Here is a 14602-nt window from a genome sequence, read left to right as displayed (position 1 = left end):
CATGCGATGACCCGCACCGCGAGCCCCGCGTCCGCCGCCCGGCCGGCAACCGATAACCGGGCCGCCAATCAGGCCCTGGTAGACGAGTTGCGCCGCCGCCTCGCCGAGACAGCCCGCGGTGGCCCCGAGAAGGCCCGGCAGCGCCATATCGACCGCGGCAAACTGCTGCCGCGTGATCGGGTGGATCAACTGCTCGACCCGGGCAGCCCGTTCCTGGAACTTTCGCCGCTGGCCGCAGGCGGCATGTACGGGGACGAATCGCCGGGTGCGGGGATCATCACGGGTATCGGGCGGGTGGCGGGCCGCGAATGCGTGATCGTCGCCAACGACGCCACGGTCAAGGGCGGCACCTACTACCCGGTCACGGTGAAAAAGCATCTGCGCGCCCAGGAGGTGGCGCTGCACAACAACCTGCCGTGCGTGTACCTGGTCGATTCGGGCGGCGCCTACCTGCCCGAACAGGACGAAGTGTTCCCCGACCGCGAGCATTTCGGCCGGATCTTCTACAACCAGGCCACCATGAGCGCGCAAGGGATCGCGCAGATCGCCGCGGTGATGGGGTCGTGCACCGCCGGCGGGGCGTATGTGCCCGCGATGAGCGACGAGGCGGTGATCGTGCGGAATCAGGGCACGATCTTCCTCGGCGGCCCACCGCTGGTGAAGGCCGCGACCGGCGAGGTGGTGACGGCCGAGGAACTCGGCGGTGGCGCCCTGCACTCGCGTACTTCGGGGGTCACCGACCATCTGGCCGAGGACGATCGGGACGCATTGCGAATCGTGCGCCGGATCGTCGATACGCTCGGACCGCGGCCCGAACCCGCGTGGGAGGTACGGGAAGCCCGCGAGCCCGCCGTCCCCGCCGACGACCTCTACGACGTGGTCCCGGTGGATCTGCGCACCCCCTACGACGTGCGCGAGGTCATCCACCGCCTCGTCGATGCCGGCCCGGACGGCAACATCGGATTCCACGAGTTCAAAGCCGAATACGGGACCACCCTGGTCACCGGTTTCGCACATATCCACGGACACCCGGTGGGTATTGTCGCCAACAACGGTGTGCTGTTCGGCGAATCCGCTATGAAGGGCGCACATTTCATCGAACTGTGCGATAAGCGCAGGATTCCACTGCTGTTCCTGCAGAACATCACCGGGTTCATGGTCGGGCGCGATTACGAGGCCTCCGGGATCGCCAAACACGGCGCCAAGATGGTCACCGCGGTGGCGTGCGCCCGGGTGCCGAAACTGACCGTGGTGATCGGCGGCTCGTACGGTGCCGGGAACTATTCGATGTGCGGTCGGGCCTATTCACCGCGGTTCCTGTGGATGTGGCCGAACGCACGAATCTCGGTGATGGGCGGTGAGCAGGCGGCGTCGGTGCTGGCCACCGTGCGCGGCGACCAACTCGACGGCAACGGCCGGCCCTGGAACGACGCCGATCAGGAGGCGTTCAAGGAACCGATCCGGCGCCAATACGAAGCGCAGGGCAATCCTTACTATTCGACCGCCCGGCTCTGGGACGACGGGGTCATCGACCCGGCCGATACAAGGACCGTGCTCGGACTGGCCCTCTCGGTGTGCGCCCAGGCGCCACTGGACCCGGTCTCCTACGGCGTCTTCCGGATGTGATCACTGTGCTGAACAACAACCAGCCCCTCCCGTTCGACACCGTACTGGTGGCCAATCGCGGTGAGATCGCTGTCCGCGTCATCCGCACCCTGCGCACCATGGGTTTGCGGTCGGTGGCCGTGTACAGCGATGCCGACGCACACGCCGCGCATGTCCGGGCCGCCGATATCGCGGTCCGGCTGGGACCGGCCGCGGCCCGCGACAGCTATCTGAATATCGACCGCATCGTGGATGCCGCCCGCCGCACCGGCGCCGGGGCCGTGCATCCGGGATACGGATTCCTCTCCGAGAACGCTGCTTTCGCGGCCGCGCTGGACGCCGCCGGGGTCGTTTTCCTCGGTCCGCCCGCGAAGGCGATCGAGGTCATGGGCGACAAGATCACCGCGAAGACCACGGTGTCCGCCTCTGGTGTGCCGGTGGTCCCGGGCATCGCCGAACCAGGTCTGACGGACGACCGGCTCATCGCCGCCGCCGCCGATATCGGCTATCCAGTACTGGTCAAACCGTCCGCGGGCGGCGGCGGCAAGGGTATGCGGCGGGTAGACGACCCCGCCGATCTGCCCGCCGCCCTGGTCAGCGCCCGCCGCGAGGCCGCTTCCGCGTTCGGTGACGACACCCTGTTTCTGGAGCGGTTCGTCACCCGTCCGCGGCATATCGAGGTGCAGATCCTGGCCGATACACACGGCACCGTGCTGCATCTGGGTGAACGGGAATGCAGTCTGCAGCGCCGGCATCAGAAGGTGATCGAGGAAGCACCTTCACCGCTGCTGGAGCCCGAGACGCGCGCCCGGATCGGCGCCGCCGCCTGCGCTACCGCGCGCAGCGTGGACTATGTGGGCGCGGGCACGGTGGAATTCATCGTCTCCGCCGACCGCCCGGACGAGTTCTTCTTCATGGAGATGAACACCCGCCTGCAGGTGGAACATCCGGTGACCGAACTGGTGACCGGATTCGATCTGGTGGAATGCCAGGTTCGCATCGCCGCCGGGCAGCGGATCCGGCTGGAGCAGGGCGATATCCGGCTGCACGGTCATGCGGTCGAGGCGCGGGTGTACGCGGAGGATCCCGGTCGCGGTTTCCTGCCGACGGGCGGCACCGTCCTCGATGTGCAGGAACCGGCCGGCCCGGGTGTGCGGGTGGATTCCGGGCTCGCGGTGGGCACCGTGGTGGGCAGCGATTACGATCCGATGCTCGCGAAGGTCATCGCCCACGGTCCCGACCGCGCGGCCGCGCTGGCCGCGCTGGACCGGGCGCTCGCCGAGACCGCGGTGCTCGGAGTGCGCACCAACACCGATTTCCTGCGTTTCCTGCTGGCCGACCCCGATGTGGTGGCGGGTCGCCTGGATACCGCGCTCCTGGACCGGCGGGCCGGCGATTTCGCGCCGGATCCGGTCTCCGACGATGTTTTCGCGGCCGCCGCCGTGTACCGCTGGCTGCGGCAGTGGCCGTCAGGGCCGGCCGACCTTTGGTCCTTCCCGACCGGGTGGCGGGTGGGCGCGGCCGCACCGATCCGGGTCCGGCTGGCCGGTGGCGATCGCATCGTGCACGTCTATCTCACGGGCACCCCGGGTTCGGCCGATCTGCGCGTGGAGGACGCCGAACCGGTATCGGTGACAGCGGAACCGGGAGGGGCAGCAGCCGGGCAGGATTCGGACGATTCCGTTCGCACCCTCACCCTCACCCTCGACGGCTTGCGGCGCGGTTACCGGGTCGCGGAGTCGGACGGCACCCTCTGGGTGGCCGGGCCGGGCGGAGTTGCGGCGGTGCGGGAGCTGGCCGAGGAATCGGTCCGGGCCGACACCGCCGCGGTGCACGACGCCGAGATCCGCAGCCCGATGCCCGGAACCGTGCTCGCGGTCGCCGCGGAAAGCGGCGCGACGGTGGCGGCCGGCGATCCGATCCTGGTGGTCGAGGCGATGAAAATGGAGCATTCGCTCACGGCACCGCTCGCCGGCACGGTCGAGATCCTGGTGGCGGCCGGCGCTTCGGTGCGGCTCGACGAGGTACTCGCCCGGGTCCACGTCGAGCCTGTGGGAGCAGGATCCGCAGGCGCGGTCCCGGGGGCCGGCGACGACCGATCCCGAATGGTCTCCCCGGGATCGACGACCGCAGGGTCGACACCGGATGGCGCGGCGGCCCTGTATCACTCCGAGAACGAGAAGAGGCAAAGGTGAGCGATTTCCTGTCCACCGGCACCCTGCCCGACCACTACCGCGACCTCGCGCTGACCGTACGGGAATTCGCGAACCAGGTCGTCGCGCCCGTGGCGGCACAACACGATGCCGAGCACAGTTTCCCGTACGAGGTTGTCGCGGGGATGGCGAAGATGGGCCTGTTCGGGTTGCCGTTCCCCGAGGAGTACGGCGGGATGGGCGGCGACTATTTCGCGCTGTGCCTGGCGCTGGAGGAACTGGGCAAAATCGATCAGAGCGTCGCGATCACCCTGGAGGCCGGGGTTTCGCTGGGCGCCATGCCCGTTTACCGGTTCGGTAACGAAAAACAGAAACAGCAATGGCTGCCCCGGCTCGCCAGTGGGGAGAACCTGGGTGCTTTCGGGCTCACCGAACCCGGCGCAGGTAGCGACGCCGGCGGTACCCGGACCACCGCCGTCGAGGACGGCGACAGCTGGATCATCAACGGCAACAAGCAGTTCATCACCAATTCCGGCACCGATATCACCGCCCTGGTGACCGTGACCGCGGTGACCGGGCAGACCGGCGGCAAAAAGGAGATCTCCACCATCCTGGTACCCGCCGATACCCCCGGCTTCACCGCCGAACCTGCCTACAACAAGGTCGGCTGGAACGCCTCGGACACCCATCCGCTCACCTTCACCGATGTACGGGTACCCAAGGAGAACCTGCTCGGGGAACGCGGCCGCGGCTACGCCAACTTCCTGCGCATCCTGGACGAGGGCCGGATCGCCATCGCCGCGCTCTCGGTGGGGGCGGCCCAGGGGTGTGTGGACGAAAGCGTCCGTTACGCCGGTGAACGCGAGGCGTTCGGCGCGACGATCGGCAGCAACCAGGCTATCGCCTTCAAAATCGCCCGGATGGAGGCCCGCGCGCATACCGCCCGCACCGCCTACTACGACGCCGCGGCGCTCATGCTGTCCGGGAAACCGTTCAAGAAGCAGGCTGCCATCGCCAAACTGGTGGCCAGCGAGGCCGCGATGGACAACGCCCGGGATGCCACACAGATCTTCGGCGGCTACGGGTTCATGAACGAATACCCGGTGGCCCGCCACTACCGGGACAGCAAGATCCTGGAGATCGGCGAGGGCACCACGGAAGTACAACTGATGCTGATCGGACGGGAGCTCGGGCTGTGAGCGGCGAGGACAAGATCACCAAAAATGTCGAGCACGACACCACCGGCCTGAAACGGGTCGTACAGTCCGGTCTGTGGTTCGAGGAATTGGAAACCGGTGTGCTCTACGAGCACCGGCCCGGCCGCACCATGACCGAAACCGACAATGTGCTGTTCAGCACCCTGACCATGAACAATCAGGGCCTGCACATCGACAAGGCCTACAGCGACGCCCAGGAGCCGTTTCACGAACGGCTGGTGAACTCGCTTTTCACCCTGGGCACGATGGTCGGGCTGGCGGTCGCGCACCTCACCCAGGGCACCACGGTCGCCAACCTGGGTTTCGAGGAGGTGAAGTTCCCGGCGCCGCTGTTCCACGGCGACACCGTCTACGTCGAATCCGTGGTCCTGAAGAAACGCGAATCGAAGAGCCGGCCGGGACAGGGCGTGGTCACGTTCCGGCATGTCGCGCGCAACCAGCACGGCACCATCGTGGGTATCGCCGTCCGGCACGCCATGATCCGGATGCGTCCGGCGGGGCAGGCGTGAACTCCGCACTGGATCGGACCATGCGGGACGAGCAAGGCGTATCCGGGTAGCGCTCGGGCATACAAGAGGAGAAACCGGTGACAGTTCCAGATACCGAGTGGCAACCCGCCGGACCGGCCTGGCTGTTCTGCCCGGCCGACCGCCCCGAGCGGTACCGCAAGGCCGCCGACGCCGCGGACGTGGTGATCCTCGACCTCGAGGACGGTGTCGCACCGGCCGATAAACCTGCCGCCCGTAAGGCACTTGTCGAAACTCCGCTCGACCCGGCCACCACAGTGGTGCGGGTCAACCCGGCCGGCACCACCGCGCACGACCTGGACCTACAGGCCCTGCGCAGCACCGAATACACACTGATCATGCTGCCGAAAGCCGAGTCGGCCGCACAGGTCACCGGCCTCACCGGCTACGACGTCTTCGCCCTGATCGAATCGCCCGTGGGCGCGCTGGCCATCGAATCGATAGCCGCCGCACCCAACACCTCGGGCGTGATGTGCGGGGTCGAAGACCTCGTCGCCGCCATGGGCGGTACCGGCACCCGGCGACCCGATGGCAGCTACCGCGACGTGGCGTTGCAGCTACGCAACGCCGGCCTGCTCACCGCCAAGGCGTACGGGCGGCTCGCGCTGGACATGGTGTACCTGAATATCCGCGACCTCGACGGTCTGCGCGTCGAAGCCGAAGACGCGGTCGCCGTGGGTTTCGATATCAAGGTCGCCATCCACCCATCCCAGATCCCGGTGATCCGCGCGGCCTACGCCCCGTCGCCCGAGGAGTTCGCCTGGGCCGAAGGGGTACTCGCCGCCGCCCCGAACCACCGCGGCGTCTTCACCTACGAGGGCCGCATGGTGGACGCGCCGCTGCTGCGGCACGCCGAGCAGATCCTTCAGCGCGGCGGCAACCGGGCCGCCGGCTGATATGCAGGCGGTACCTCACCGAACAACGAGGCAGCCCGGGTTCCGGCCGGCCGGCCCGGCTCCGGCGCCACTGCACCGAGAGCGGCCGTCCGGGCCCGGCACAGTTCACTGCCCATGCGGCGGGAAGGTCGCGTCTGCAGGCCGCCTCAGCGCCGATGTTCAGCGCGACCCGGAAATGCTTCTGGCCGTTCCCGCTGTCCGCGGGCGGCGATGCGGCAACAGCGAGCGCCGAAGCGACCACGGGGCCGGGACGGGAGACGCCGCCCAACCAACGGCGGCGATCGATCCGCGAACTGCGCCGGCGCGAGAATACGTAACGATCGAACACAGGAGGTTGCCGCGGTGGAACCACAGTGGGTCCCCAGCGCACGGGATATCGCCGACGCCCGGGTTACGGATTTCGCCCGCTTCGTCGAAACACGGACCGGCACCGAGTTACCGGACTATCACGGCCTGTGGCGTTGGTCGGTGGACAATATCGCCGATTTCTGGGCGGCGCTCTGGGATTACTTCGACCTCGGGCCCGTCGCGGGTGAAGTATTGGCCCGGTCCGATATGCCGGGTGCGCAATGGTTTCCCGGGACCACCCTGAACTATGTAGACCGGGTGATCACGCAAGCCCGTACCGACCGGCCGGCGATAGTGCAGGTCACGGAGGGTACCGCGGACGTCACCGAAACCTCCTGGGCCGAACTACTCGCCGGAGTGGCCGCGTTCGCGCGGACGCTGCGTGAACTGGGTGTCCGGCCCGGCGACCGGGTAATCGGCTATCTGCCGAACATCACCGAGACCGTGATCGCCTTCCTGGGCACCGCGGCGGTCGGCGCGGTGTGGAGTGCCTGTGGTCAGGACTATTCGGCCAAAGCCGCCCTGGACCGGCTCGGTCAGCTGGAGCCCACGGTTCTGGTCACCGCCGACGGCTACCGCTACGGCGGTAGTGCACACGACAAGAGCGCCGATATCGCCGCGCTGCGCGCCGGCCTGGAAACCTTGGAGGCCACGGTCGTGGTCTCCCGCCTGGGTATCGAGGTCCCCGGCAGCACACCGTGGGCGGTGGCCGCCGACCCGGCCGGGCACACCCTCCCGGAAACCGAAACGGTCGATTTCGCGCACCCGCTGTGGATCGTCTTCTCCTCCGGCACCACCGGGCTGCCCAAGGGAATCGTGCACGGCCACGGCGGCGTGGTCCTGGAACACCTCAAAGCCGTTGCTCTGCAATTCGATATCGGACTCGACGACACGTTCCTCTGGTACACCAGCCCGAGCTGGATGATGTGGAACTTCCAGATCGCCGGCCTGCTCACCGGCGCCACCATCGTCTGCTACGACGGCAGCCCCGCCCATCCGCGACCCGACACCCTGTGGGAAATCGCAGCCCGCACCGGCACCACCGTGCTCGGTACCAGCCCGGGTTACGTCCTGGGCTGTATGAAGGCGGGATCGGTACCCGCCACCGAGCACGACCTGTCCGCGCTGCGGCTCATCGGAATCACCGGTTCTTCGCTCCCCCCTTCGTCCTCACTGTGGTTGCAGCAGAACGCCGGTGGCGTTCCGGTGGCGTCCATCAGTGGCGGCACGGATGTGGTGTCGGCATTCGCGGGCGGGGTACGCACGGTTCCGGTATGGCCGGGCGAGCTGTCGGCGCCGTATCTGGGGGTCGCGTTGGACGCCTACGATGAGGCCGGGCAGCCGGTACGCGATGAGGTCGGCGAACTGGTGGTCACGGCACCCATGCCGTCCATGCCGATCCGTTTCTGGCGCGACCCCGACGGCACCCGCTACCACGACGCCTACTTCGACACCTATCCCGGCGTCTGGCGGCACGGCGACTGGATCACCCGCACCCGCCACGGCAGCGTGGTGGTGCACGGCCGCTCCGATTCCACCCTCAACCGGCACGGCATCCGGATGGGCAGCGCCGATATCTATCAGGCGGTGGAACGGCTGCCCGAAATCAGCGAAGCCCTGGTCATCGGTGCGGAGCAGCCGGACGGCGGCTACTGGATGCCGCTGTTCGTCGTACTCGCCCCCGGCACCGAACTCACCGACGGCCTGCGCGACAGGATCAAGGAGGTGATCCGCACCGAGGTTTCACCGCGCCACGTCCCCGACGAGATCCTGGCCGCTCCCGCCATCCCGCACACCCGTACCGGTAAGAAACTCGAGGTGCCGATCAAACGCCTGTTCCAGGGCGCCGATCCGGCACGAGTGGTCGAACGCAGCGCCGTCGACGACCCAGCGCTACTCGACTGGTACAGCGAAATCCGCCCGCCCGGCACCCGCTGATCGCATACCTGTCCGGCGGCATCCGGATCGCACGCCGCTACGAACACCACCAGCGCGCTCGCACCGTACGCGCCGATATGCCCTGGGGCGGTCGAACCACCTCGCCGATTGCCGACCTGCGCGGTGCGGCGCCGCCGAGGCGGCGGGAAGGTCCCGGTAACCGCAAAATCCACCAGGCGGGTCGATGCGCGAACTAGCCTGGACCGAGCTGATCCAGAAGCAAGGCCCGCTCCACCTGTACGCACACAGTCGTTCGGCTCAGGGAGAGGACAGGCACGCTATGAAGGCTCTGCAGCATGTGGCCGTCGGTGCGGAACCGGAGGTCCGCGAAATTCCCACCCCCGAACCCGGCCCCGGTGAGGTACTGCTCCGGGTGACAGCAGCCGGTGTATGCCATTCCGACGATTTCGTCATGAACAACCCGCCGGAGAACTTCGGTATCGAGCTCCCGCTCACCCTCGGGCACGAAGGTGCCGGTGAGGTCACCGCCGTCGGCGCGGGGGTCCGGGGGATCGATATCGGAACGAATGTGGTGGTCTACGGCCCGTGGGGTTGCGGGAACTGCTGGTCCTGCGCGCAGGGCCTGGAGAACTACTGTTCCCGCGCGGCCGAACTGCGCATTCTCCCGCCCGGCCTCGGCGCACCGGGGGCCATCGCCGAATATCTGGTCGTCGATTCGCCTCGCCACCTGGTACCGATCGGCGATCTCGACCCGGTGGCCACCGTGCCGCTCACCGACGCCGGCCTCACCCCGTACCACGCGATCAAACGCTCGCTGGGCAAGCTACGGCCGGGCTCCTGGACCGTGGTGATCGGCAGCGGCGGCCTCGGCCATGTCGCCATCCAACTGCTGCGTCACCTGACCTCCACGCGGGTCATCGCGTTGGACGTCAACGACGAGAAGCTCGACTTCGCGCGGTCGGTGGGCGCCCATGAGGCCGTGCTCTCCGACGCGAACGCCGCCGGCAAGGTCCGCAAGATCACCGGCCCGGCCGGCGCGAGCCTGGTACTCGATTTCGTCGGTTTCCAGCCCACCATCGATACGGCGATGGCGGTGGCCGGCGTGGATTCCGATGTGACCATCGTCGGTATCGGTGACGGTAAATCCGGCGCACGGATCGGTTTCGGCGTCAGCCCGTACGAGGCGACAGCCACCGCGCCCTACTGGGGCGCACGCGCCGAACTGATCGAGCTCATCGATCTGGCGCACGACGGCGTCCTCGATATCGCGGTCGAACGGTTTTCCCTGGATGATGCGCCGGAGGCCTACCGCAGGCTCGCCGCCGGCACGCTGCGCGGGCGGGCGGTGGTCGTGCCGTAACCCACCGGGAGCAGCAACAACCATCGAGTTCGCGACAGGTCTCGGCCCGTCGCGAACTCGCCCACCGGTGTTGCGTGCGGTCCCCGCAGGGCGGAATACCGCCCTGACCGGGGGGTGCGGGGCATGGACGCCGGTCGGCCGACGATAGGATTACGGGATGAGCGTCGACAACAGCCGGGCCCGGCCGTCCACGCCTGCGGTGCGCATGCGCGGCCGCGACGACCTGGCCGGAGACGGCGCCGACGCCCGCAAAACCACGGGTGATCTGCCCGCGCGCCCGGTGCGGCGACGGCCGAAGAACCGGCGAGCGCAGATCGCCGCCGCAGCGGCCAACGCCTTCGGTTCCCTCGGCTACCACGGCGTGAGCATGGAGGATATCGCCGGCGGCCTGGGGATCAGTTCGGCCGCACTGTACCGGCATTATCCGAGCAAGTACGCCCTGTTCCAGGAGGAATCGCTGCGGGTCGGCCAGGCGATGGCCGAATCCGTCCGGTTACCGGCCGATGCCACGGAGCAGCCGCCGCAGCAGGCGCTGCAACAGGTGCTCGAGGCGCTGAGCACGGTCACCGTCGCCAATCGGGCCAGTGTCGCGCTGGTGCGCTGGGAGGGTCGTTATCTGGAGCCGGCGGATCGGGAGATCCGCGCCGAGCAGCAGACAGCGGTGCTGGACGCCCTGGAGAGCCGGCTTGCCGCGTACTCCCCCGGCCTGGGCAACGGCGACCGCAAAGTGCTGGCGATATCGCTGCTGTCGGCCATCACGAGCATTGCCGATCACCATGCGACGCTCCCTACTAAACCGCTTGTCGCCCTGCTGGTTTCGACCTGCACCGGTCTCGCTGCACTCACCCTTCCGCCGCCGGTGGATATCGCGCCCGCACCGCCGGTGGAAATACCGGAATCGTTCAAACACGAACTGCTGCTGCGCAAAGGCGTGGAACTGTTCCATGCCCGCGGCTACCCCAATGTGAGTGTGGAGGATATCGCCACCGCCGCAGGGCTTTCCGCCGCGTCGGCGGTGTATCGCTTCTACCGCGGCAAGAGCGATCTACTCACTGCCGCGTTCCGGCGCGCCGCCGAACGGGTATCGAGCGCCATCGGCCCGGCGGTGGCGGCAGCCACGGGCCCGCAAGAGGCGCTGGATTCGCTGATCGACCAGTATGTGGCCGGTTCGTTCGCCGAACGGGAACTCACCTTCGTGTATTACACCGAGTTCCAGCACGTTCCCGCCGAGGAACGCGCCGCGCTGCGCAACGTACAGCGGCTCAGCGTGGACGAATGGGCCCGGCTGGTACGCCAGGTCCGGCCGGACCTGTCCGGCCCGCAGGCACGGTTCCTGGTACACGCCGCATTCGCCCTGGTCGTCGATCTCGGACGCTCCTTCGGCACCGTCCCCCTCTCCTCTCAGGAGCGGGTCACCCTACTCATGCAGACCATCCTGTACGGCCACCCCGCCGGGGGCTGATACCCGGCCGGGTGGCGGCGCCCGTGGTCACTGCATCGGCTCTGCCAGCGGTGAGGTCATCTGATCGACCAGCCAGCGGCCGTCGGTTTTCTGCATCCGCATCACCATGGCCAGCTGCCCCGGCGCGGGCTGCCCGTGGGTGCCCAGACTGGTGATGGTCTGCCCGATCACCACCACCACCTCGGCCGAGGTGGGGTCCGCGGTTTTCACCGCGCACTGGATATCCCCGGCGGCCGAGACGACTTCACCGGCTACCAGGGCCTCTCGTAGTTCGCCGGTGGTGGTCTCGAATTCCTTCTTCCAGTCGCCGGTGGCGCCGGCCAGGACGGAGGAGAAATACGGTTCCAGGTTCTGCGCGTCGTAGTCGGCCAGCACCGGTGCGTAACGGCACGCCGCCTGTCGCACCTCGTCGTAGGCGGCCAGCACCTCCGCTTTGTCCCGCTCCTGGACGTACAGATACCCTGCGGCCCCCACCGCACCGATCAGCAGGAGAACCGCCACAGCCAGCGCTCCGAGCAATACGCGTGGCCGCGCTCCCGAGCCGGGCGCCGCAGGATCGGCCCGCACCGGCTCGGCGCCTTCCGGAGTTGCCCCTCCCCGCCCTGTGGTCACCTCCGTTTCCAACGTCGCGGGCGCCGAGCTCACGGAATCTGCGGTTCCGGCACCTTCCCGTGGGCGATCCGCGCCTGACGCCGTATCGTCCGCCGCCACGCTCGCCACCGCATCCTCGGCGGGTATGTCGCCGGTCGCCGGTCTCGCCTCGGCCGCAGGCTCACCGGCGGCGGGTTCGGCGGGCTTATCGGTCATTCTCGTCGTCTCCTAACGGCCCGGGATGGGACGGGACAGTTCGTTTCCGGTGATTCCCGGCGGCGGCCCGGCAGTGTTGTCGGGGACGTTCGGCCGCGGTGCGTTGGCAGAACCACGCACCTGCAAGGCCGGGTCGTCGGTCACGCAGTAGTTGTACAAACGAACCCGGGTATCGGCCACCGGTTCGGTGGGAACCAGCGGGATGGTGTTGTACTCGCAGGTGGGTCGCGGCCAGATATCGACCAGGGTGTGGAACATTCCGTCGTGTACCGGAACATTCAGTGCCGAAGTACCTGCCCGCAGTGCCGGGAAGAGGGCCGCGATCGCGGGTTGGCGTAGCTTCGCGGCCCGGGTGATGGCCACGAAGTTGGTGACCAGGTTGGTGATCGGATCCTGGGTTTCGGTGAGGAAGCCGCCGAGCGTGGCGAGTTGTCCGGGCGCGAGGTCCAGGAGTTGCCGTACCTCCTGGTCGGCGGCAGTCAGCTGCTGGAACAACGCGCTCGCCGAACCCGTCAGAGTGCTGAGATCGGGTTGCGCGTATTGCGTGGTGTCGGCAATCACTGTCAGGTTCTCGATGAGCTGCCGAGTCTGTGGCAGCAGATCTTCCAGACCTGCCATCGCCCGGCTGATCCCGGAGATCATATTGCGCAGCCGGTCCGGCCCCCCGGCCAGTGCTTTGTCCAATTCGTCGACGATCACCGTCAGCCGGTCGGGATTGAGACCGCTGATCATGGCGCTCATATTCGACAGCAGCGAATGCACCGTCACCGGAATGTGGGTGCGCTCGGCTTCCACGCTGTCACCGTCACGCAGGTAGGGACCGGTATCCGAATCCGGCCGGAAGTCCAGGTACTGCTCCCCCACCGCGGACAGCCGCCCGACCACCACCGTGCCGCCGACCGGAATATTCACCCCGAAGCCGATTTCGGCGACCGCTTCGATTCCGGTATCGGAAACCCGGACCTCGGCCACCCGGCCCACCCTGGCGCCGCGGAAGTTCACATCGTGGTCGGCCAGCAGACCGCCCGACCCGGCGAGTTCCACGGTCACCCGGTAGGTGCTGTTGGGTAGCAGGTTGATCCGCAGCACTTCCGCGCCGAGGTAACCGCAACCGGCGATCAACACCACCACGAGCCCGATATTCGCGACCCTGATCCGGTGCCGGACCAGCCAGTTCCACAACGGAATATTCATCGCGGCCCCTCCTGCGGTGCCGGGGCGGGTTGCGGCGGGCTGGTCAACCGGCCCTGGATCTTCTGCAACACCTGGGCGAGGCTGCCGATGAAGGCCGGTACATCGGTGCCATCGGGCAGCCGGCTCTTTGCCGGATCGGTGAGCGCACCGATACTCAGGTAGGAGACCCGCGCCGCGACCGCCAGTGTCGGTCCTTCGAACGACTGTTCCAGCGAGGGGTACAGGGCGTGCAATCCGTCCAGGGTCTGCCGCAGGTTGTCGCCCATCGCCGTGAATCCGCCCATGAGACCGCGGATACTGTCGAACAGGCTGATGAATTCGGGGCCGGTCGTATCGGTGAAATCGCCCAGCGCCGACATGGTCACCGAAATCTTCTGGATCAGGGCGGTGATATCGCGATTGTTCTCCGCGACCAGGCCCAGCAGATCGGGGAATGCGTCCGCGGCCTGCCCCAATTCCTGTTTCCGTGCGGCCAGTTCACCGGTGAGCACGTTCACTCCGTGCAACACACCGTCGATATCGGCGGTCCGCGCGTTCAGGGCGCCCAGCACCTGGGTCATCTCGGTGATCAGATGCGCCAGTTGCGGGGCGCGACCGGCGAACATCGAATCCATTTCCGCGGTGATCCGGGCCGCCTGATTCAATCCCCCGCCGTTGAGCAGCAGCGATACCGACATCATGAGTTCTTCCACCGAAGCGCCGGCACCGGTGAGGTCGGTATCGATGACATCGCCTTCACGCAGCAGAGCCGCGTCGGGGTCCTCCCGCGGGAGAGTCATGGCGATGAAGACATCGCCGAGCGGGGTGGCCTGCCGCAATTCGGCGGTGGTCCCGCGGGGCAGCCGAATATCCGCACGGATCAGCAAGTTCACATCCGCCACGAAATCGGTGGTGGAAATAGCGGTGACCACCCCGATATCGGTGCCGCCGATCTTCACATGCGCCCGGTCGGGCAGGTTCAACGCATCCTCGAATCGGGCCCGCACGGTGTATCCCGGGCCACCGATACCCGGTTCCGGCATCGGGATGTTCTGCACCGTCACCGCCCCACACCCCGAAACCGCCAACACCCCCACCAGCACCAGTGCGATAAGCCCACCCCGTATTCCCAAACCCTTTCCGGTTCGTCGCCTC

11 protein-coding genes are annotated in these 14602 nt (G+C 67.7%); 8 read left to right on the top strand and 3 right to left on the bottom strand.

All coding sequences use genetic code 11. The annotated features are described in order from the left end of the window. Positions 1-6 precede the first annotated feature (6 nt). From NS6_RS21725 to NS6_RS21690, 8 genes are all read left to right on the top strand, one after another. Positions 7-1626, top strand: a complete 1620-nt coding sequence (locus tag NS6_RS21725) for a carboxyl transferase domain-containing protein (RefSeq protein ID WP_068044620.1) — start codon at positions 7-9, stop codon at positions 1624-1626. A gap of 5 nt (positions 1627-1631) precedes the next feature. Further along, a complete protein-coding gene (locus NS6_RS21720) occupies positions 1632-3800 on the top strand; it encodes an acetyl/propionyl/methylcrotonyl-CoA carboxylase subunit alpha (RefSeq protein WP_084471284.1) in 2169 nt (722 codons plus the stop codon). Further along, the gene (locus NS6_RS21715; RefSeq protein WP_068044618.1) at positions 3797-4957 is read left to right on the top strand and encodes an acyl-CoA dehydrogenase family protein; all 1161 of its coding nucleotides are present in this window, start codon (positions 3797-3799) and stop codon (positions 4955-4957) included. The genes NS6_RS21720 and NS6_RS21715 overlap by 4 nt, the downstream gene beginning before the upstream one ends. Beyond that, positions 4954-5484 (top strand): MaoC family dehydratase, encoded by a 531-nt coding sequence (locus NS6_RS21710; RefSeq protein ID WP_245669452.1) that lies wholly within the window; start codon positions 4954-4956, stop codon positions 5482-5484. The genes NS6_RS21715 and NS6_RS21710 overlap by 4 nt, the downstream gene beginning before the upstream one ends. A gap of 77 nt (positions 5485-5561) precedes the next feature. Beyond that, positions 5562-6398 carry an HpcH/HpaI aldolase/citrate lyase family protein gene (locus tag NS6_RS21705; protein WP_068044615.1) on the top strand — a complete coding sequence of 279 codons (837 nt, stop codon included), beginning with the start codon at positions 5562-5564 and terminating at the stop codon, positions 6396-6398. 342 nt (positions 6399-6740) lie between these two features. Next, a complete protein-coding gene (locus tag NS6_RS21700; RefSeq protein WP_068044613.1) occupies positions 6741-8684 on the top strand; it encodes an acetoacetate--CoA ligase in 1944 nt (647 codons plus the stop codon). A gap of 280 nt (positions 8685-8964) precedes the next feature. Next, complete coding sequence (locus NS6_RS21695; protein ID WP_068044611.1) at positions 8965-10005, top strand: NAD(P)-dependent alcohol dehydrogenase; 1041 nt, start codon at positions 8965-8967, stop codon at positions 10003-10005. Positions 10006-10210: 205 nt separating this feature from the next. Next, on the top strand, positions 10211-11467 hold the full coding sequence (locus tag NS6_RS21690; RefSeq protein WP_068044634.1) for a TetR/AcrR family transcriptional regulator: 1257 nt from the start codon (positions 10211-10213) through the stop codon (positions 11465-11467). A gap of 27 nt (positions 11468-11494) precedes the next feature. Here the strand turns inward: NS6_RS21690 and NS6_RS21685 are convergent, their stop codons facing one another. The 3 genes from NS6_RS21685 to NS6_RS21675 are packed head-to-tail and all read right to left on the bottom strand — an operon-like array spanning position 11495 to position 14544. Next, entirely contained in the window at positions 11495-12274 is a 780-nt protein-coding gene (locus NS6_RS21685; RefSeq protein WP_068044609.1) for a hypothetical protein, read from the bottom strand. Positions 12275-12286: 12 nt separating this feature from the next. Further along, positions 12287-13468, bottom strand: coding sequence for an MCE family protein (locus NS6_RS21680; protein WP_068044607.1), 1182 nt, complete (start codon positions 13466-13468; stop codon positions 12287-12289). After that, complete coding sequence (locus tag NS6_RS21675; protein WP_312033507.1) at positions 13465-14544, bottom strand: MCE family protein; 1080 nt, start codon at positions 14542-14544, stop codon at positions 13465-13467. Before NS6_RS21675 ends, NS6_RS21680 begins: the two co-directional genes overlap by 4 nt. Positions 14545-14602: the final 58 nt, after the last annotated feature.

The sequence above is a fragment of the Nocardia speluncae NBRC 108251 genome (assembly GCF_001613245.1).
GTDB classification, from domain to species: domain Bacteria; phylum Actinomycetota; class Actinomycetes; order Mycobacteriales; family Mycobacteriaceae; genus Nocardia; species Nocardia speluncae.
This window is presented reverse-complemented; position numbering and strand designations above follow the sequence as displayed.

What these genes read in the sequence shown, in the direction of transcription:
- NS6_RS21725 (WP_068044620.1), top strand. Translation starts at nt 7, where the DNA reads ATGACCCGCACCGCGAGCCCCGCGTCCGCCGCCCGGCCGGCAACCGAT.
- NS6_RS21695 (WP_068044611.1), top strand. Translation starts at nt 8,965, where the DNA reads ATGAAGGCTCTGCAGCATGTGGCCGTCGGTGCGGAACCGGAGGTCCGC.
- NS6_RS21690 (WP_068044634.1), top strand. Translation starts at nt 10,211, where the DNA reads ATGCGCGGCCGCGACGACCTGGCCGGAGACGGCGCCGACGCCCGCAAA.
- NS6_RS21685 (WP_068044609.1), bottom strand. Translation starts at nt 12,274, where the DNA reads ATGACCGATAAGCCCGCCGAACCCGCCGCCGGTGAGCCTGCGGCCGAG.
- NS6_RS21680 (WP_068044607.1), bottom strand. Translation starts at nt 13,468, where the DNA reads ATGAATATTCCGTTGTGGAACTGGCTGGTCCGGCACCGGATCAGGGTC.